The sequence below is a fragment of the Bacillus sp. cl96 genome (genome assembly GCF_900100505.1).
Taxonomy (GTDB): Bacteria; Bacillota; Bacilli; order Bacillales; family Bacillaceae_G; genus Bacillus_A; species Bacillus_A cereus.
Genome location: NZ_FNDM01000005.1, coordinates 177947 through 199029 on the forward strand (window position 1 = coordinate 177947; position 21083 = coordinate 199029).

Below are 21083 nucleotides of genomic sequence, written 5' to 3' on the forward strand. Positions count from 1 at the left end.
TAGCCTATCATCTTTTAATATTAATTTGGAATTTATATTGTACTTACACTACATTAATATTTAATTTTTAAAATTTCACATGTGGTAAAATAATAAATTGATGAAAAAGGGGACGAAATATCAGTAAATAATTCACCGCAATATAAAGTAAAAAAACTGCACCTCCAATTGTTATGCGTGTCTAACAACTGGAGGTGCAGTTCACTTTTCAACTTATTTTAAATCTTCTATTGAGAAAGCACCTGGAAGTAATTGCTCAACAGTCACTTCTTTTTCATCACCTTTTACATTCGTTAGTAATACAGGCATTTTCGGATCACAGAATTCAGCAATTACTTGTCTACACGCACCACATGGTGAAATAGGTCCATCAGTTTCTCCTGTAATAACTAAATAACTAAAATCGCGCTCCCCTTCTGATACCGCTTTAAATATTGCTGTTCTTTCTGCACAGTTACATAAACCATAAGAAGCATTTTCTATATTACAACCAGTATAGATTTTCCCTTCTTTCGTAACTAACGCTGCGCCAACAGGAAATTTAGAATACGGAATATACGCTTTCGATAACATCTTGTTTGCTTCTTCAATATATTTTTTCTTATCCATATTATTTCCCCCTCAAAGTAAATGAAATGATGATTAGTCAGTAATAACTGTATGAACTAATTTAGGAGCCACTGCTGTTTCAGCGATAGAGATGTTCTCATAAATTTTTGCTTTTACATCTTCTACATTTTCACGGTTTGCGTAGATTGTTACGAACGGCTCGCCTTCTTTTACTGCATCGCCAACTTTTTTACGTAACATTAATCCTACTGCTAAATCGATTTCATCTTCCTTCGTTGCACGACCTGCACCAAGTAACATAGCTGCAATACCAATCTCATCTGCAACAATGTTAGAAATAACACCTGAAGTTTTTGCAGGTACATCAATTACATACTTCGCTTGTGGCATTTTTTCTGGATTGTCTACAATTGAGCTATCTCCGCCTTGATTGCTTAAGAACTCTTTAAACTTCTCAGTTGCTTTTCCGTTCTTCATCACTTCAATTAGCATTTCACGAGCTTCTTCTAACGTATTTGCTTTTTTCGCAAGTACGACCATTTGACTTCCTAATACGAGTACTAATTCTGTTAAATCTTCTGGACCTTCACCTTTTAACGTATCAATCGCTTCTTTCACTTCTAGAGCATTACCAATCGCAAATCCAAGAGGTTGTGACATATCTGAAATAACTGCCATTGTTTGACGTCCTACGTTATTTCCGATACGTACCATTGCATGTGCTAATTCTTTTGCATCTTCTTCTGTTTTCATAAATGCACCAGCACCTGTTTTTACATCAAGTACGATTGCGTCAGCACCAGCTGCAATTTTTTTACTCATAATTGAACTTGCGATTAAAGGAATTGAGTTAACAGTTCCTGTTACGTCGCGTAATGCATAAATCTTTTTATCTGCAGGTGTTAAGTTTCCTGTTTGTCCAATAACAGCTACTTTGTCACGGTTTACAATATCAATGAATTGTTCTTTCGTAATTTCAACGTGGAATCCTTCTACCGCTTCTAATTTATCAATTGTTCCGCCTGTATGTCCTAAACCACGACCAGACATTTTTGCTACTGGTACATCTAAAGCAGCTACTAACGGTCCTAATACTAATGTTGTTGTATCACCAACACCGCCAGTTGAATGTTTGTCTACTTTAATTCCTTCAATTGCTGATAAGTCGATCGTTTCTCCAGACTCAACCATCGCCATCGTTAAATCTGCACGTTCGCGATCTGTCATATCTTTAAAGAAGATTGCCATTGCAAGCGCACTCACTTGATAATCAGGAATACTTCCGTCTGTATATCCATTAATAAAGAATTTGATTTCTTCAGTCGTTAATTCTTTGCCGTCACGTTTTTTTGCAATAATATCTACCATTCTCATTACAATCACCATTCCTTTTTATATTATATAAATCTATTAAAATAATAAGCCAACGATTGTTGCTGATAAGAAACTTACTAATGTTGCACCGAATAGTAATTTCAAACCAAATCTTGCGACTACATTCCCTTGCTTTTCATTTAAGCTCTTAACTGCCCCTGCAATAATCCCAATTGAAGAGAAGTTTGCAAATGAAACTAAGAATACAGAGATAATCGCTGTCGTTCTATCTGAGAAATTAAAGTTTCCTTGTGCTAAATCTGTCATAGCGACAAATTCATTTGATACTAATTTTGTTGCCATAATATTTCCGGCATTAACTGCTTCATGCCAAGGTACACCCATAATAAATGCAAATGGTGCAAATGCATAACCAAGAATTTCTTGGAATGAAATACCGATTACACCTTTAAATACTGCATTAATGAATGCGATAAGAGCAACGAAACCGACTAACATAGCTGCTACTGTAATCGCAACTTTAAATCCATCAATAATGTATTCCCCTAATACTTCAAAGAAGGTCTTCTTCTCTTCTTCTTGTACTTCTAACATATCTTCTTCCTCAGTAACTTCATATGGGTTAATGATAGAAGCAATGATGAAACCACCGAATAAGTTAAGCACTAAAGCGGTTACAACATATTGTGGTTTTAATAACACCATATATGATCCAACGATAGACATAGAAACTGTAGACATTGCTGATGCACATAATGTATACATTCTTTTCTCTGGCAATAACCCTAGTTGTTTCTTAACTGAAATAAATACTTCAGATTGTCCTAAAATCGCAGATGCAACAGCGTTATATGATTCTAGTTTCCCCATTCCATTTACTTTACTTAATGCTAGACCGATAGATTTCACAATAATAGGTAATACTTTAATATGTTGCAAAATACCTATTAAGGCTGATATAAATACGATTGGCATTAATACACTTAAAAAGAACGAAAACTCTTTTTGATTTACTAATCCACCAAATACGAAATTCACACCGTCAGCGGCATATTTTAATAGCTCTCCAAAACCATCTGCTATTCCGCTAATTAATATATTCCCTACACTTGTATTTAATAATAGAAACCCCAAAATAAATTGTAATATAACCATCGTTATGATTGGACGATATTTGACTTTCTTTCTATCATTACTAGCAAGCCAAGCGATACCTAAAATCAATACGAGGCCAAAAACACCGATTAAGTATTTCATAAGCCGTTTCCTCCCATTCGTATCCGCTTACATTTTTTTCAATTATTAAAGCAATAGATATACTTTAAACGTATATCTATTGCTTTAAGCTTTTATCGATTAGTAGTTATCTGTAGCACCTTTTGCATCATTTAATACGATTGCAACACTAGCACTTGCTCCAACGCGAGAAGCTCCAGCAGCTACCATTTTGTCTGCATCTTCACGTGTACGAACACCGCCAGATGCTTTTACACCAACGTTTGGTCCTACTGTTTTACGCATTAATGCGATATCTTCAGCAGTTGCTCCGCCAGTTGAGAATCCAGTTGAAGTTTTTACGAAATCAGCACCAGCTTTTACTGATAATTCACAAGCACGTACTTTCTCTTCATCTGTTAATAGGCAAGTTTCAATGATTACTTTTACAAGAGCTTTTCCTTTTGCTGCTTGTACTACTTCATAAATGTCTTTTTCAACAAGTTCGTTGTCGCCATCTTTCAAAGCGCCTACGTTGATTACCATATCAACTTCAGTTGCACCTTTTGCAATAGCATCTTTTGTTTCAAATGCTTTTGTTTCAGTAGTGCTTGCTCCTAATGGGAAACCGATTACAGTACAAACGTCTACATCATGCCCAGCTAGTTCATCAGCCGCTAATTTTACCCATGTTGGGTTAATACAAACAGAAGCGAATTTATATTCCTTTGCTTCTTCGATTACTTTCATAACATCTTCTTTAGTAGTATTAGCTTTTAAAATTGTATGGTCAATTAACTTTGCAATGTTCATTATCTTCACTCCTCATATCTTTTAACAACTTCATTCTAACTCTTAGTTGAACAAATGTAAATACACTTTTGAAATTTTGTTCATTCTTTTTTAAAAGGAATTTTCTTGTAGTAAATAAAGCGCATTCTAACAAAGAACACTTCCTATATAATCAAATTTTCTATGTTAACAATGGTAGTATGTATCTCCATATCCATAATTATTTTTAAAAAGGCAAATTGTGTTCAAAAAAGACTCCTATCATTCATACATAACAAAATAAAAGGAGTTCTCAATATGTTAATTTTGAGAACTCCTTTTATTTCTAACCTTTTTGATAATGTAACAGTTCTTTTGCTGTATGCTGATCGATAATTAATACATTCGCATACCCGCCACGTAACGCACCATCAATTGCTTTTATTTTTCTATTACCACCTGCAACTAAAATAGAGCGTTTCTTTAATTTCAGTTCCTCTAACTCAATTCCAATGGTACGCTTATTGATTTCTTCGCTACTAATATTTCCGTCTCCATCAAAGAAACGTGAACAAATGTCACCGACCGATTGTTTTTTGAGTAAATTTGTTTCATCCTTATCGAAATAACCTAATCGGAATAATAACGCTTCGTCTCGCACTGTTCCTACAGTAAAAATTGCAATATTCGCTTGTTTTCCCATTTCGATAATGTGATGAATATGTCGATCCTGCTCCACTAATTCTTTTGTCACTGCATTATCAAATATAACTGGAAGAGGTAGATTTCTTGGCGTCGTTTGAAAAGCATCTGCAAATAAAGCTATCGTCTCATTCGCATATGTATTTACACTTGAATGACTAATACCACCTTTTAGCTGGACAACCTCTACCCCTTTTACATGTTGAGGTACGATTTTTCTAGCGATTTCATACATCGTCATTCCCCAGCTTACACCAACAATATCACCGTTTTTAACCGTCTTTTCCATATACTCAGCAGCATATTTACTTATATACTCTGTAATCGTTGCATATTCCGGTACTGGAGAAAACACAACATGTGCCTCTAACAAGTTGTACTTTTCTTTCAGTAAATTCCCAACGTTATCTAAATCCGCAAATGGATCGGCGATGCTAATTTGAACAAACCCTTTTTCTTTCGCGTACTTTAACAATCTAGAAATCGTCGGTCTTGAAATATTTAATTTGTTAGCAATTTCTTGCTGACTATAATCTGATTGATAATATAATCTTGCAACTTCAACGCTTAATTGTTGTTTATCTTTTTCCATAGTAACTCATTACAAATCCCTTCCTGTATTTCCCTTTCGTTACAAGCATTATACAGCTTTATGCAAAAAAATTCGACTACCGAATTTTATCTAACTGAACTTCTATTCCACTTATTATATACAATGAAACCTTATTGTGTAGATTTACAAACCCAATATAGAAACACTTACAACATATAAATCAGTTTATATGTAATTCATTCTTTATTGCTTTTCCTGTAGTAACGATAACAAAGCCGTTCAATAAGAAACATGAAACATCGTCTAAAAGCTATTCAAATACCCCTCATAAACAAAAGATACTGTTCATAAGGGGTATGTATTCAATTTAAGTTTATAAAAATCGGATGGAAACACTGCAAGTTCTCACTTATTTAGAATAAGAGAAAAGATGATGTTTTATTTGTTCAATAAAATAATGATGGTGTATATTATCGTTAGATACGCGACTTGCCATAATAGCTCCCTCCATTGAAGATGCAAGAAAAGAAGCGAGCGATATAATATCTATATCTTCTTTAAGTTCTTGTTTCTCTATTCCTTCTTTTATGAGAGAAGCCATTAACATTACTGTATCATCATAACCTTTTGCTGCTGCTTTTTGTAATTCTGGAAATACTCCAGTACTTTCAATTGCGCTATTAAGTAATGGACAGCCTCCAGCAATAGGAGGATTATTAGCTGCATCTTGATATACAAGGAAAATTGCAAGAATTTTATCGATTGCTGTCTTTTTATTTTCCATTGCTTTATGAAAATGACTCCACATAATCTCACCACTTTTGTCATAGGCAGCAAGGACAATTTCTTCTTTACTTTTGAATCTACGATAAATAGATCCTTTAGGTAGTTCAGTAGCTGTCATTATATCCTGTATGGATGTGCGAGTTATCCCATTAGTATTAAATAAATATAAAGATGTTTCAATAATTTTTTCTTTAATCTTATCAACTTTAGTCATACTTTGTAATCCTCCTAATAAAAACGAGCTTAATATTCCAGGTGATATTTACCATCTATTTTCTTGAATTTTTTTGTAAGTATAAATAAGTTTGGAACAAAAATATATTATCCATCCCTATATTATGTGAACCTCAAACCATACAGTTTGAAAAGAGGTAATCAAATTGTATTACCTCTATCATTCAAATGAATTTTCTGTCAAAATTAACATGTCCAATTATTTAATTCAGTCCTGTTATACAACTAATTTCACCTACAATCGTAGAAGGTGTAAAAATATATAGTTAATTTTAACGTATAGACTATGATTATTATATATAATTTTTATTAATATGTTTAGCTAAAGTGTTTGAACTACTCCCACTTTCACTTCGTATATTAGGATATCTCCCGCAGTCCTTGCAGTTAAAAGCCTTATCACTTCATTCTATAAAAAGCTAATTGTCAAAAATTAATGAGTACTGAAATTTGCTTGTAAATAAGCAACTGAGATATAAATATATTTGTTATTTACCATTTTTATTTTATTAATAATTTATAAAAGGGGTTTAAAAAACTAGAAACTTATAGTATCATAAGTTTTCGAACCGAACGGTCCGGTTCGGTATTAAATAAATATATTTTAGAAGGAGAACCTAATGCAACAAGAAAAATCAAAGATTCTAAGTAATTTCATTATGGAGGTAATAAAGTGAGCTTTATAAAAATGAATACAAAAGAACTTGTTATGCTAATAGTTTATATACTGTTTGCACTACTTCAAATTGGCTTGTTCATATTATTTGGCATCTCCCTTTTAACTAACAGCAACTTAGTTGAATCAGAATTTGCTCTTAGTGCCATCGGTTTGACTGTACCTGCTATTGTAGGAATCATTTTCTTTAGGAAAGAAATTATTGAAAGTTTTACTTATTTTAAAGAGAAAACAATTTTGAAAATAGTAAGCATTCCTATGGTAGTTTTACTTATGATAATTGTGGAAAATTCTATTATGCATTTTCTAAATACAGGTCAGCCAGAGAACCAAGAACAGATCCTTACAAATGGCGCAGAGATGCCTATTATATTCACATTACTTCTATTTGGGATTATAGGACCAATAATTGAAGAAATTATATTTCGTCATATATTAGTAAATCGTTTTTCGGAATATGTTGGTACTGCTATTGCATCCATCGTTTCGATTATAATTTTTGCAGGTCTTCATTCAAATCAACTTTCGGATCTTGCTATATATTTACCTGGCACAGTGATGCTTACTGCGGCTTATCTTATTTCTAATAGATCCCTTGCATATGTTATAGCGATACATATGTTAAACAATTTTATTCCTTTTATTTAATTGCATATGTCATAACAAGACATATGTAATTGAAGGTTTTGATGCAAAAATACTCTATGTTTCTATCGAGTATTTTTGGCACCAGAACCACTTTTTCTAAGGCATAAGAAATCTTATCAAAACTACAACTTATTAGGAGAGTGTCAGTCATGATTGTAACAACAACTTCCGGAATTCAAGGTAAAGAAATTATTGAGTATATTGATATTGTAAATGGTGAAGCTATTATGGGTGCAAACATTGTCCGCGATTTATTCGCTTCAGTTCGTGATGTTGTCGGTGGCCGTGCTGGTGCTTATGAAAGTAAGCTAAAAGACGCTCGTGATATTGCAATGGACGAAATGAAAGAACTTGCAAAACAAAAAGGTGCGAACGCTATCGTCGGCATTGACGTAGATTACGAAGTTGTACGTGATGGAATGTTAATGGTTGCTGTCAGTGGTACAGCTGTACGTATATAAGTAAATAAAAAACAGGCTCACCCCTTGGAATTTATACTTTGAGGGGAGATCCTGGTTCTGTTGCAGATTTTAAAGAATAAAACGAGAAATAATCAACTTTTTTATTTCTCGTTTTATCTACATATTTATTTTTGGAAAAATAACCTAACTCCAAATACTAACAATACTGTGCCTGTAATACCCTCCATTGTACGGTTCACTCGTTCTTTTCTTAAAAAAATTCTTAATTGACGTATTAGCGAGATATAAAGCAAATACCATATTCCAGTCAAAGTCGTAAATGTGAGTCCTAACAAAAGAAATTGGAAGAAATGATTTTGATTACTCACAATAAATTGAGGGAGAAAGCTTAAGAAAAATACAGCCGTTTTTGGGTTTAAGATTGCCGTTGTAAATCCTTGTCTAAAACTTTTAATCGTCCCAATATCCTTAGAGTGCCTTTCCAATAAAACTTGCATATCTTCTTTTTTAGAAAAAGCACTTTTAATTGACTTTACAGCTAAGTAAATTAAATAAAAAGCTCCAGCATATTTTATAAATGTAAATAACATAGAAAATTTCATTAGGATGGCAGAGAGTCCTAGCGTAGCCATTATTGTATGAATCATCATTCCAGATATCGTTCCTAAGACAGTCTTCATCCCACCATTTTTGCCATACGCTATAGTATTTTTTGTAACTAGTGCAAAACCAGGACCAGGCATGATTATGATTAGCATTGCTGTAAGAATAAATAATAAATAATTTTCCATGTTCTAATATTTCCTTTCCAATTTTTAGTTTTTCTTACAGTATAGCTTTTTTCATTAAAACATTACATATAAAAAGCTTGATCAGAAGTTTATTTAGGTTATTCGTATCAATTTGATTAACTATTACCCAATAGCCACATTGATAAAACACAGTTCAACTCTCACAAAAAACAGGATAAAAAAATAAACAGCAGAACTAGTCCACTGTTTACTTCGCCACGCCTTCATGTAATTTTTCTGTATAATCCTTTACATCTTTCCAGCTATCTTTCGCTGTATGTAAATCTTCTTTTATAAACGTAAACTCTTCCGGACTAATTCCTTTTACGTTTTGTAGTAAATTATTATATTTTGCACCTACTGTATACCATTGATTTGATATGTTTTGTAGTGCTGTAATTGCTGCATCAATTGTTTCTGTCATGTTTGTTGTTTTATTTTTTACATCAGTCAAAATTAAGACTTCTGCTTGCGCTCCTGAAATTCTATCTTTTAAATTAGCGATTTCTCTTTCTGCATTTGCGATATCTTTTTTCGCAACCGCGATCATTGGCCCGCCAGCAAGACATGTTATTAGCGCTACGCAAAGTACGCCACCAGCAATGACCATATCATTACTCTTTTTAATCGAATCGTTATATGTATTTATTTGTTGCTCTAGAGCTGGAATACCAGCATTCGTACTTGCCAATATCGCTGTTAACTGATTTGTATCTTCTTTGAAACTATTTGTATCTTTCGCCATTCTATTGCGAAAAGCTTTCAAATTTCCTAATAATCCATCTACCTCATTTTGATTCTTTACAATATCTGCATACAACTTTTCTAAATCCGCTTTTAATTTCCCGCTATCCTTTTGATCAATCGCTATTAACATGTCATTATAATACGATTGAAAAGTATTATTGTAATTTATAATATTTTGATCTGTTTTCATAATTTGAGGCTTCATATTATTTAACCAATATGCTGCATTAATTTTTGCATCTCTTTGATGCTGAATCATATTTCCTTTAAATTCACTATTAATCGAACTTATTTTACTTAAATCCGTCTCTTGTTGATTTTGAATTAATTTTGCATATGAATCCATTGCAAATATGCTTGATGTCGTTTGTGCCATTACATCTTGGAATCCTGCTGGTCCAAGAGAATAGTTTTTCACATTTTCTTGTAGCACCGTTACATTTTGTTCTGCTGCAAAAGGATGTAAAGGAAATGCGTTACTCGTTGCCACCCCAGCAATCATTACCGCTAAAAGACATTTTTTATAAAATCGTTTCTGCATATTTTTCACCTATTCTCTTTATAAGGATATCAAAAGCTCCTGCTCACAACTGAACAGGAGCTTCAAATCATTCATCAACACTTAACGCCCTAACGATTCGTATTCGATTATGCTTTTTTCGTATCTACTACTTTAATATCTTCAGCATAAATCTTTTCTGCATAGTCTTTAATGTTTTTCCAGCTATCTTTCGCAATGTTTAAATCTTCTTTAATGAAAACAAGATCGTTTGGACTAATTGAATCCACATTTTGAAGTAAAGAATTGTATTTTGATCCCATTGTGTACCATTGGTTTGAAATATTTTGTAACGCTGTAATTGCAGTATCAATTGTATTTGTTAAATACTCTGTTTGTGTTTTAATGTTCGTTAATCCTGCTACTTCTAATTGCGCAGTTGTAACTTGTCCTGTTATCTTTTGAATTTCTGCTTGTGCATTATCAAGCTCTTTCTTCGCTAATACGATTCCAGCTGTACCACCGCCTACAGCTGCTGCACCACCTGCAATTAATGCTACTCCTAGCGGTGTTCCTGCACCCGTAGCAATAACTACTGCACCACCGATAATTGCAATTGGTCCTAGAGCTGTCGCAACAGATGAACCGATAATAATTGCATTATATTTACTAATCGCTTCATTGTACGTTGTAATTTGATTTTGCAGAAGCGGAATTCCCGCATCTTGACTAGCTAATATAGATGTAATTTGATTTGCATCACCCTTGAAGTTTTGCGTATCCGAAGTCATTTTATTTCGGAATTTCTTCAAGTCTTCTACTAACTGATCCACTTGCGCTTTATTTTCATTAATACTACTTGATAATCTAGTTAAGCCTTTCGTAAGAGTCGCTTTATCCTTTGCATCAACTGCAGCAACTAAAGTATCATAATAGTTTTGGAATTTCGTATTGTAGTTAATGATATTTTGATTCGTTGAAATAAGCTGTGGTTTTAATACATCTAACCATTGCTTCGCATTTCCTCTAGCTGTATCTTGGTGCTGAATTACTTTCCCTTTTAAAGCCGCATCAACAGACGATACATTTCCAAAGTTAACATTACCTTGTTTAATAATTGTTAAAGCGTACAGATCCATTACTAAAGCATTTGAACCTGTTCTTTCCATTGCATCTTTCAAGCCTTCTGGTCCTAATGAGTATTCTTCATAGTCATTATAAGCTTTTGCTACCGCATGAACTGGAGCTTGTTTCACTGTACTTTCAGCTGCATACGTATGAGCCGGCATAATATTTCCTGCTGCAAATACTGCCATCAGTGCTGATAGAGCCATTACTTTATAAGGTTTTTTTGTCATTTTTCTTCTCTCCCTATATCGCTAATTATTTTTCTGTTTAATGTACTTCAACGTTTGTAACGTAATCTTCAAATTGATTTGTTTGCTTATTCATTTCATCACTTACTTTTTTAATTTGATTGAAATGTTTTTGAAGTAAACTACTGTCTGTATACGTACCTTCTTCAACATTTGTTTGAATTTGAATCATATTATTATTTAAAACTTTCCAATCCGTTAATAACGTTTCTAAAGTTGTAATTTGACGATCAATTAATTCTGTAAAGCTATTTACTTGATCTTCAACGAATGTAATTTGAGTCGCCTCTGCTTCAGTTTGTGATAACTTTTGAATAAGTGGTAATAACTCTTTTTGCTTTTGTTGAATGCGAAGAGCTGCTTCTCTCGTTTGACTATCTGCAGCATTTACAATTTCATTACTTAAAGTACCGATAGAAACAAAATCGATTGTTTTCGTTTGTGCAGTTTGATTTGTGATTGTAAATACTTGTTTACCGATATTAATAGAACCTTTAATGATTTCTTGAGGTCTATTCAAAATAGTAGTTAGTTCAGCTTGAATTTCCCCTTGAATTCTTTTAATATCTTCTCTTAATTTCACAATATCTCCACTTGATCCTTGCAGTGTTTTTATTGCTTCATCGGCTTTAATTGATAAGTTGTTACTATCTTTGTCTAATACTGTTTTAAATCGATTTAACTCTAATAAATCTTGCTCCATACTCTCTTGGATGCTTTGTACTTGCAATTGTAATTTTCCATATGCACTCATAAAATCTGCTTTTGCTTGCTGATCTTCATTTACGTTTCCTGCTAGTTCATAGAGCTTACTATAATAGCTATTAAATCTAGTGCTGTATCTCATCATTTCTTGATTTAAGTCAATTAGCTTCGGATTATATTCATCAATCCATTCTCGTACATTCGCCTTTGCAAACTTTTGATGATTCGTTAAGCTACTCATCGCATTTACCTTAATGTCTGGCTGTTGCAAGATAATTAATCCGTATGCTTGAATAAGCGGTGATTGTGATCCTAACATTCTAATTGAATTGGATAATGTATTTGGAGCAATTACATTTTGCGCATATACTGTTTTCACTTCTGTTTGCCCCTCCTTAGCGTAAGCGCTTACAGGAATGAAGCAACTCGTAGATACTGCTGTAACCAATAACCCTGTAATTAAAGTCTTTTTCACTTTAACTCCTCCTATGTATTAGCAACTATTACTATCGCATTTTATTATTCTATTTTCTTGCCCATAATTTGAGATGATTAAAATAGAGAACGTTCTCACCGTGATCCATGTATGAACCACCTCTCTCGTATTGCTACAGTACTTACTTATCGTCACAAAACATTTTATTATTTTTCATATGTGTTTAGTATGAATAATATTGTATAAATTTTCTATTTTATAGAAATTCCCACATTCACATAGTGAATATATTACGTAAAAATATTATTCATTTCAAACTAAACAACATGCGTAAATATGAAATTTCGTTTTGTTTTCATATATGTTTTGTACTGTAAGGTCATTTAAACACAGCTGTTTATATAACGTAAAGAAGTATTTTCATTCCCTTTATTTTCAAGCTTTCATGTCCTTATTTCAAAATATAATCCGATTCACTTTATTGATTGAAATATCTACATATCACAACAGAAAACACTACTTGCAAATAACCGATAAAATTATATCAATATAATTTTTAAACTCATATGCAATTATGCATAGCATATACACAAAAAGGATAGCTTCATTTTCACGAAGCTATCCTTCAAAAATCTTCTTATTTTTTCAAATGATATGGAACTGTCGTAATAACAACATTTCTTTTATAAAGTAAATACGCACGTATGAGTAAACTGGATTGATTATGAAGAATGTTATGCCAACCTTTTTTCGGAATGAACTGTGGTATAACGACCGTAACGCGGTAATTCGATTCACTTGCCTTATATTGCACTGTATCAATGAACTTCGTTAGCGGCTGAATAATACTTCTATAATGAGAATGTAATGTAACAAGCCTTACTTCAGGTTGCCACACCTTCCATTTCTCTTCAAATTTCTTTTCCTCTTCTCTGTCAAAAGCAACATATACAGCGATAACTTGATCTGCAGAAAGAGATTTCGCATAGTTCAATGAATTTTCTACTACATGCGTCATACCTGCTACAGGAACGACAATTACATTCCCCTCAATTGGAATAAGAGGTTCACAAGTTTTTAAACTTAATTGATCACCCACTGCATCATAATGCTTCTTAATTCGATGAAACAAGAAGATAATAACTGGTAAGAAAATAAGAATCGACCAAACTTGTGCAAATTTAGTTAAAAAGAACATGCTCATTACGATAAAACTAATAACTGCACCAATTAAATTAACCGTTAATCTTAAAGCCCATCCTTCAGGCTTTTCGCGAAGCCATTTTAATACCATTCCTGTTTGAGAAAGTGTAAATGGAATAAATACCCCTACTGCATATAGTGGAATTAAATGTTCTGTTTGTCCTTGGAAAGCTACAATTAAAATAATCGAAGCAACTCCAAGTATAATAATACCGTTTGAGTAACCTAGACGGTCTCCTCTAATCGTAAACATTCTCGGTATGAATTTATCTTTTGCAAGGTTAACCGCTAATAAAGGAAATGCAGAATAACCTGTATTAGCAGCAAGAATTAATATTAAAGCTGTTGTACCTTGTATGAAATAGTACATGAAATTACGTCCAAATGTTTGTTCAGCAATTTGAGAAACAACTGTTACTTCTTTACTCGGAGTCACTCCGTAATAATAGGCTAAAAACACAATTCCTGAAAATAACACAGCAAGTAATGCACCCATTGCAAGCAATGTTTTTGCAGCATTGTTTGGCGCAGGATCTTTAAAGTTCGGAATTGCGTTTGAAATTGCTTCAACACCTGTTAAAGCAGAACTACCTGATGCAAATGCTCTTAACAGTAAAAACAAACTAATACCCGCAACCGGCGTTCCGATCGGCGTGTGTAAAGTTGGTGAAACGTGACCAGTCAAAATATTATATATGCCTACACCAATTAATATAAATAGGGCTAAAACAAATAAATAAACAGGATATGCTAAAACGGAAGCCGATTCCGTTACTCCTCTTAAATTTAAGATCGTAATAAATATAACAAATATAATCGCAATGATTACATTATGTGCATGTAAACTAGGAAAAGCAGATGTTAGCGCATCTGTACCTGCAGATACACTTACCGCAACAGTTAAAATATAGTCGACTAATAAAGATCCTCCAGCAATTAAGCCTGGATTCATCCCTAAATTTTCTTTTGATACAACATACGCTCCCCCGCCATGCGGATAAGCAAAAATAATTTGACGATAAGATAAAATAAGGGCTGTCAATAATACTAATACCCCAACAGCGATCGGAATGGAATACCAATAAGCGATCGCTCCCACACCTGCTAAAGCAATTAAAATTTGTTCTGGACCGTAAGCAACTGATGACAATGCGTCAGAAGATAAAATAGCTAAAGCTTTCGTTTTATTAAGCTTTTGTTCTCCAAGCTCTGTTGATTTTAACGGTCTTCCAATTAAAAATCTTTTAATAGATGAAACCAATGCTGTCCACTCTCCAATAATTTTGTACGAACTTTTCTGCTTGTTACAGCCAGTAAACGATTTCTTCAGAAAACAAAAAATGTCTACAAGCCATAGCGAAATAGACTTGTAGACATTATTTTTTTTGTCGCACAAGCTCCACCTTCCTTCTCAATATAACGCTTACGAGGTTAGCTGTCGGATTCGGGCCTATGAGTAGCCCTACCTTTTTCAAGGATTCACCCCATCGGATTATGTACTAATCCGTAAAAACGGGTCCCCCGTACCATGCGGTTTCAGCGATTTAGAAAATTGAAACTGTGGATTATAATACTCCTTTATTTTCAAAAAGTAAACAAAAATTTTTAATAAGAAAAAAATTAAAATGATTGCGCATAATCCGCTGAGAAATATACATAATGAATATTAAAAATCCGCAAAGGAGACCCATATGTCTAAAGAAAAGAAGCCTATTTTTTCCGATTCATATTTAGATGCAGTAGCAAATGAAATTAATCAGTTATATGGTAAACGTGAACAGGAAATAAATTTGACAGATAGAACGAAAAGAAATAAATAATTTGTCATACAAAAAAATAAAAAAGATAGCAATACACTTATATATTGCTATCTTTTTTATTTTTTCATACATCTAATTCTATTACAGATTTGTTAAAGGTCATCTCTTCATACACCTTTAAATTTTGATATATAGATTCTAATAATGGTGCCGCTATAGAAAATTTCTCTGCTACATCCAGTAAATATCCTTGCAAGTGCTTCCCTTCAATAAACGAACCCTTTTCCATATCACGTTGCATTGATGACTTCATATCATACGAAATTTTATCAATCGTTTTCATATGTTCCTGGGCAATATTAGCCTTTACTGGAGCTCCTAATACTCTCATGATTTGTACAGATTCCTCAAACACATTACGGATAAAATCACGGCCGCCTTCACTTTCACGGATTGGTCCAATTGGTGCACGCATTAACGTTGTCACACCTGACATTACAGTAATAAATAAATATTTATGCCACATATCTTGCGTAATATTTTCACTTAAAACAAAACTAGATTTCGTACCTGAAAATGCTTTAGAAATATGCTTTACTCTCTCTGAATTTTGAGACTTAATTTCTCCAAACACAAGTCTGTTGGCAGCGCTAGTTTGTACAATTTCTCCTTGATCGTTTAACGTCGTCTCGATAAAGCATAAACCGCCAATTACTTTTTCTTCGCCGAATTCTTTTTGTAATAGCGATAAATGAGCGATACCATTTAACAATGGAATGATTACAGTATTTTCGCCAACAAACGGCTTCAAATCTTGAATTGCCTCGTTTAAGTGATACGCTTTTGTTGAAAATAAAATAACATCAAATGGAGAAGTTCGCTCTTCTTTCGTTATTAATTTCGGTCGGAAGGAAAAATCCCCGTTAACACTTCGGATTACAAGTCCTCTTTCCTCTAATTGTTTTTTCCGTTTACTACGAACAAGAAACGTGACATCTTCTCCCTTCTCGACTAATCTGCCACCAAAAAATCCTCCGACTCCACCAGCGCCTAATACTAAAATCCGCATACAGCATCCCCCTTTTCAAAATACAATTTTATAACTTTTAGTATACATAACATTATACATGTTCCCTGCTAAATAAGCTGAATTTTCACTCTCAATTGAGTATAAAAGAGTGGTTATTTTCAAATAAATTTGGGCATGTTGTTTCTATAGCATATATGGAAAGGACACAATGTAGATGGAGGCAATACAATCAATTGAGGAAAAAGGTGTAGCAACAGCTATATTTCAATTTATATTCCCGTTTTCGTTTAAAGCTGGATATGAACAAGAGATGTTCCCTTTCTTACAAAAAAACGATTTTCGTCCTTTTCGGCTCGATCATCTCGATGATGAAAATACATATTATGGGGAGTTTAAAGTTTCACATCAAAATATGGAAGCATACTATCTTTCATTTACAAATAAAATTCTCTTTCCTCACTCAGAGCATCAAAAGGGCTTGCAACGTTATTCAAAGGACCTTAACTTAACTGGACATTTAACAACAAACCTTATTTCAATTCCATTCAAGATACACTCTATTGATGTCACTCTTTGTCCTTATGAACTTGGCTTCTTAACAATTCGAACAGAAGTAAACACTGCTCCAAACATGACTTTATCTGAAGCAATCGAATTCGCTGCTCGCTTCCGTGTACTTGAAACTAAAAATGATACAAATGAGACTATTTGTATTGAATGTAACGGAAAAAAGTATTCCCAAGTTGAAAAATTCATTTTTGGTTATTTATTTTATGGTGTAACTGATTTCTTTGAAAAGAAGAGATTAAGAAGTTCATACTTTCAAACCTTCCCTTTCTTCGAAGACCAAAGAATGTACGTCCAAACTTTATTGTCACTAAAAGAAGGTATGGAGCTTAATGAAGTGGATGTTTATCGTACTTCTAGTCTTTCCGGATTAACAAGTGATGGTAAGCCATATGTGAGCGCAAATAACCTTCCTTACATTCATGACTATTTAAAAAAACACGCTTACCAGAGATGGGCTCCAAATCGTTATTTCATAATGGAAGAACATATTTTTACATGTGTAACAAATGAAGGAGAACGTAAAATCGCTAAACTTGCTAGTCAAATGTACGGAGAATTTTATTACGCTTTATTATTAAACCTATTCCATAAAATTGTTTTATTAAAAATGGCTAACGCCTATGCTGAGCTAAACATTGAACAAGATACTAATGAAATAGAGAAATTAATTTATTCGATCAATTCGTTCACTGCTAATTATTTTTCTTTAGAATTAGTATCCCAATCACAAAGTGAAGATATTTTCTTTCGTTTAAGAAAACTTTTTAATATTGAGGTTCTATACTCGAACGCGAAACAAAATCTTGATAGTTTGTTTAAATATCAAGAAAATGTCGCCTCTAAAAAAGATAGCCTCTTATTATTAATTTTAACGCTCTACTCTGTAGTGGGCCAAATGTTAGGGTTTACTATGATTGACCTTTTAAGAAACACCGATTCAAACAAAATATCGTCACCTCTTGAATTTTTCGCTCTATTAATTGCGATTAGCGGCATTGTCATTTCACTTATTTTAGGAGCCCAAAGTTTATACCAATGGGGTCTACAGCATAAACGAAGAAAAGCTTGGGTAAAACAAACTGTACTTTCTGCCGTTAAAGAGAAAGAAGATAAAAATTAAAAAAGGTTATTTTCAAATTCTTGGCGCGCTGCATTAAGTGAAATTTTTATGAGCGATTTTCCGATTATATCGGCGCAACTCGAAATATATCAGCGATTTTTTTAATATATCGACTTACCGACAAATGACAGGACCGGATAATAAAAAAAGGGTGCTCCAAAATAAAACTTGGAGTACCCCTTTTATTATACGAATTCAGTTTACTTCCCTGCTTCGATTTGCTCTAATGCAGCAGCTACTTGCTCTTCCGTTAATTCATGTTGTATTACGTAGCGGTTACGTGGACTTACACGACATTCATGAGAACATGCACGTAAATATTTCGCTTCGTTTTCTTCAGAACATAAAATTTTCTTATTACATTCTGGATTTGAACAGTTTACATAGCGCTCACAAGGTTCACCTGTAAAGTGGTCTTTACCAACGATAACATGTTCTTTTTGGTTTACTGGTACAGCAATACGCTCATCGAACACGTAACATTGTCCATCCCAAAGCTCACCTTGTACCTCTGGGTCTTTTCCGTACGTTACAATTCCTCCGTGAAGCTGACTTACATCTTCATAGCCTTCACGAACTAACCAACCAGAAAACTTCTCACAACGAATTCCGCCTGTACAATAAGTTAAAATCTTTTTACCTTCAAGTACTTCTTTATTTTCACGAATCCAATCTGGTAATTCACGGAATGATTCGATATCAGGTTTAATCGCACCTTTGAAGTGACCTAAATCAAACTCATAATCATTTCGTGCATCAATGATAACTGTATCTTCTTGTTTCATTGCTTCATAAAAATCTTTTGGCTCTAAATACTTCCCAGTTATTTCGTGTGGGTTAATGTCATCTTCTAGACGAAGTGTAACTAACTCTGGACGAGGACGCACGTGCATTTTCTTGAATGCATGACCATCAGCTTCATCTATTTTAAATACGATACCGTCAAAACGTGGATCATTGTTCATTGCTTCCATGTATTTCTCTGTTTGTTCTACAGTTCCAGAACAAGTTCCGTTAATACCTTCTTTCGCTACAAGAATTCTTCCTTTTAATTCAAGTGAATTACAAAATTCTAAATGCTCTGCCGCGAATTCTTCTGGGTTTTCAATTGTTGTGTACATGTAATATAGTAATACTCTGTATGGTTTTGTAGTTGCCAATGTAATTCTACCACCTATCTAATTTTTAAAATCATGTATAAGTTAACGTTCATATCAAAACATATATAATAAGAAAATGAATCCCATTTTCTTTTCTTTATACTATTTTCTATCAGTTAACAAAAATAAAAAACAAGATTACACATCAAAACACTATGGTTATGTTGTAATCCCAATATATTATATATCATACAAATGCAATTCCATCAATTAATATGCTGGATTATCGGCTTTATGTTCACATAAATTTCAAAATTGACCCTTTAATTTATTATGTTTCCCCACGTCATCACACCATAAACTCCCAATTTATTTTACGTTATCACACCATCCATTGCATAAAGGCATATAATTTGCATTAAGGAAACTTTCGTGTTCAAATGAAATTATCATATAACATATCTAAATGTATTGAAATAATGAGTAAGAATAAATACAATAATTTCATCAAGTTAACATTTTAAAGGGGAAAACTACTATGAATAAAGATATAACAAAAGATGAACATCTCCCTTCTGAAAGTACAACCGTACAATCAGCTCACTTAGCTTTAAGTGGAGAAACAAAAGGCTGGAAAAGACTGTTACCATTTTTAGGACCCGCTTTTATAGCGTCCGTTGCTTATATTGATCCTGGCAACTTTGCTACAAATATCGCAGCTGGTTCACAATATGGATATTTACTATTATGGGTTATACTCGCCTCTAACTTAATGGCTGTATTAATCCAAACTTTATCAGCTAAATTAGGAATTGCTACAGGAAACAATTTACCCGAAATAGCTCGTGAAAACTTTCCAAAGCCTGTGTCTATCGGTTTATGGATACAAGGTGAACTAGTTATTATGGCTACAGATTTAGCGGAATTTATTGGAGCTGCATTGGGGCTTTACTTACTATTTGGAATCCCGATGCTACCTGCCGCTTTAATTACAGCAGCCGGATCATTTATTATCCTTGAATTTCAACGTAGAGGATTTCGTCCACTAGAAGCTATTATTACAGGAATGATTTTCATTGTAGTAATTGCTTTTGGGATTCAAGTTTTTTATGCAAAACCAGAATTAAGTCCCCTTCTTTCAGGACTATTTATTCCAAAATTCCAAGGTGTAGACAGTATATTACTTGCAGCAGGGATTTTAGGTGCGACAGTTATGCCGCATGCAATATACTTGCATTCTGCATTAACACAACGCCGTGTGGTCGGAACAACTGACGAACAAAAGAAAAAGATTTTTCGTTTCGAATTTATCGATATTATTATTGCAATGGTTATTGCTGGAGCAATTAATGCAAGTATGTTAATTGTTGCTGCTGCACTATTCTTTAAAAACGGCTTGCACGTTGAAGATTTAGATGTTGCTTACACTCAATTTACCAACTTAGTAGGTCCTGTATCAGCTGCTTTATTTGGAATTGGGCTCTTATCAGCAGGACTATCTAGCTCTTCTGTCGGTACAATGTCGGGTGATATTATTATGCAAGGTTTCATTCGCATGCATATTCCGTTATACTTACGCCGATTTATTACAATGATTCCACCATTAGTTATTATCGCTTTAGGTGTAAATCCAACTTACGCTCTAGTCATGAGCCAAGTCGTCTTATCATTCGGTATTGCATTTGCACTAGTGCCACTTATTATGTTTACAAGTAACAAAAAGATTATGGGTGCACTCGTTAACCACCGTATAACAACATTTATCGCTTGGATAATTGCAGCACTCGTTATCGTTTTAAATATCTTCTTACTGTATCAAACATTTGTAGGGTAA

18 protein-coding genes and 1 riboswitch are annotated in these 21083 nt (G+C 33.5%); of the genes, 5 read left to right on the top strand and 13 right to left on the bottom strand.

Annotated elements, in window-relative coordinates:
- Positions 1-213: 213 nt before the first annotated feature.
- The 6 genes from BLT20_RS13465 to BLT20_RS13490 all read right to left on the bottom strand — a co-directional run bounded on the left by BLT20_RS13465 (position 214) and on the right by BLT20_RS13490 (position 6146).
- Positions 214-609, bottom strand: coding sequence for a cytidine deaminase (locus BLT20_RS13465; protein ID WP_000358532.1), 396 nt, complete (start codon positions 607-609; stop codon positions 214-216).
- Positions 610-642: 33 nt separating this feature from the next.
- Positions 643-1944 carry a pyrimidine-nucleoside phosphorylase gene (locus tag BLT20_RS13470; RefSeq protein WP_001983022.1) on the bottom strand — a complete coding sequence of 434 codons (1302 nt, stop codon included), beginning with the start codon at positions 1942-1944 and terminating at the stop codon, positions 643-645.
- Between the two features lie 36 nt (positions 1945-1980).
- Complete coding sequence (locus BLT20_RS13475; RefSeq protein WP_000876188.1) at positions 1981-3162, bottom strand: NupC/NupG family nucleoside CNT transporter; 1182 nt, start codon at positions 3160-3162, stop codon at positions 1981-1983.
- 99 nt (positions 3163-3261) lie between these two features.
- Positions 3262-3933 (bottom strand): deoxyribose-phosphate aldolase, encoded by a 672-nt coding sequence (gene deoC, locus BLT20_RS13480; protein ID WP_001017441.1) that lies wholly within the window; start codon positions 3931-3933, stop codon positions 3262-3264.
- Between the two features lie 304 nt (positions 3934-4237).
- Positions 4238-5185, bottom strand: a complete 948-nt coding sequence (locus BLT20_RS13485; RefSeq protein WP_000409781.1) for a sugar-binding transcriptional regulator — start codon at positions 5183-5185, stop codon at positions 4238-4240.
- 370 nt (positions 5186-5555) lie between these two features.
- A complete protein-coding gene (locus tag BLT20_RS13490) occupies positions 5556-6146 on the bottom strand; it encodes a TetR/AcrR family transcriptional regulator (RefSeq protein ID WP_000169640.1) in 591 nt (196 codons plus the stop codon).
- A 693-nt stretch (positions 6147-6839) separates the two neighbouring features.
- On the opposite strand from BLT20_RS13490, the gene BLT20_RS13495 reads away from it, so the two are divergent.
- Positions 6840-7490 (top strand): CPBP family glutamic-type intramembrane protease, encoded by a 651-nt coding sequence (locus BLT20_RS13495; protein ID WP_000008141.1) that lies wholly within the window; start codon positions 6840-6842, stop codon positions 7488-7490.
- A 149-nt stretch (positions 7491-7639) separates the two neighbouring features.
- Positions 7640-7951: a heavy metal-binding domain-containing protein gene (locus BLT20_RS13500; RefSeq protein WP_000637505.1), complete on the top strand. Its 312-nt coding sequence runs from the start codon at positions 7640-7642 to the stop codon at positions 7949-7951.
- 125 nt (positions 7952-8076) lie between these two features.
- On the opposite strand, the gene BLT20_RS13505 is transcribed toward BLT20_RS13500, so the two are convergent.
- The 5 genes from BLT20_RS13505 to BLT20_RS13530 all read right to left on the bottom strand — a co-directional run bounded on the left by BLT20_RS13505 (position 8077) and on the right by BLT20_RS13530 (position 14930).
- A complete protein-coding gene (locus BLT20_RS13505; protein WP_000432980.1) occupies positions 8077-8703 on the bottom strand; it encodes a LysE family translocator in 627 nt (208 codons plus the stop codon).
- 208 nt (positions 8704-8911) lie between these two features.
- Positions 8912-9991 (bottom strand): non-hemolytic enterotoxin NHE subunit C, encoded by a 1080-nt coding sequence (gene nheC / locus BLT20_RS13510; protein WP_001171994.1) that lies wholly within the window; start codon positions 9989-9991, stop codon positions 8912-8914.
- A gap of 107 nt (positions 9992-10098) precedes the next feature.
- Positions 10099-11307 (bottom strand): non-hemolytic enterotoxin NHE subunit B, encoded by a 1209-nt coding sequence (nheB, locus tag BLT20_RS13515; RefSeq protein WP_000162968.1) that lies wholly within the window; start codon positions 11305-11307, stop codon positions 10099-10101.
- 37 nt (positions 11308-11344) lie between these two features.
- Positions 11345-12505: a non-hemolytic enterotoxin NHE subunit A gene (gene nheA, locus BLT20_RS13520; protein ID WP_000751828.1), complete on the bottom strand. Its 1161-nt coding sequence runs from the start codon at positions 12503-12505 to the stop codon at positions 11345-11347.
- A 598-nt stretch (positions 12506-13103) separates the two neighbouring features.
- Positions 13104-14930 (bottom strand): APC family permease, encoded by a 1827-nt coding sequence (locus BLT20_RS13530; protein ID WP_000254900.1) that lies wholly within the window; start codon positions 14928-14930, stop codon positions 13104-13106.
- A 144-nt stretch (positions 14931-15074) separates the two neighbouring features.
- Positions 15075-15221, bottom strand: a riboswitch (cyclic di-AMP (ydaO/yuaA leader).
- A gap of 139 nt (positions 15222-15360) precedes the next feature.
- On the opposite strand from BLT20_RS13530, the gene BLT20_RS31055 reads away from it, so the two are divergent.
- Positions 15361-15489, top strand: a complete 129-nt coding sequence (locus BLT20_RS31055; protein ID WP_000031873.1) for a hypothetical protein — start codon at positions 15361-15363, stop codon at positions 15487-15489.
- Between the two features lie 64 nt (positions 15490-15553).
- Here BLT20_RS31055 and panE read toward each other — a convergent pair whose 3' ends face one another.
- The gene (gene panE / locus BLT20_RS13535; RefSeq protein WP_001221912.1) at positions 15554-16498 is read right to left on the bottom strand and encodes a 2-dehydropantoate 2-reductase; all 945 of its coding nucleotides are present in this window, start codon (positions 16496-16498) and stop codon (positions 15554-15556) included.
- 175 nt (positions 16499-16673) lie between these two features.
- Between panE and BLT20_RS13540 the strand changes: the two genes are divergently transcribed.
- The gene (locus BLT20_RS13540; protein WP_000387436.1) at positions 16674-18149 is read left to right on the top strand and encodes a hypothetical protein; all 1476 of its coding nucleotides are present in this window, start codon (positions 16674-16676) and stop codon (positions 18147-18149) included.
- Positions 18150-18349: 200 nt separating this feature from the next.
- Here the strand turns inward: BLT20_RS13540 and BLT20_RS13550 are convergent, their stop codons facing one another.
- Positions 18350-19309, bottom strand: a complete 960-nt coding sequence (locus BLT20_RS13550; protein WP_000246231.1) for an oxygen-dependent tRNA uridine(34) hydroxylase TrhO — start codon at positions 19307-19309, stop codon at positions 18350-18352.
- Between the two features lie 478 nt (positions 19310-19787).
- Between BLT20_RS13550 and BLT20_RS13555 the strand changes: the two genes are divergently transcribed.
- Positions 19788-21083 carry an Nramp family divalent metal transporter gene (locus BLT20_RS13555; RefSeq protein ID WP_001030679.1) on the top strand — a complete coding sequence of 432 codons (1296 nt, stop codon included), beginning with the start codon at positions 19788-19790 and terminating at the stop codon, positions 21081-21083.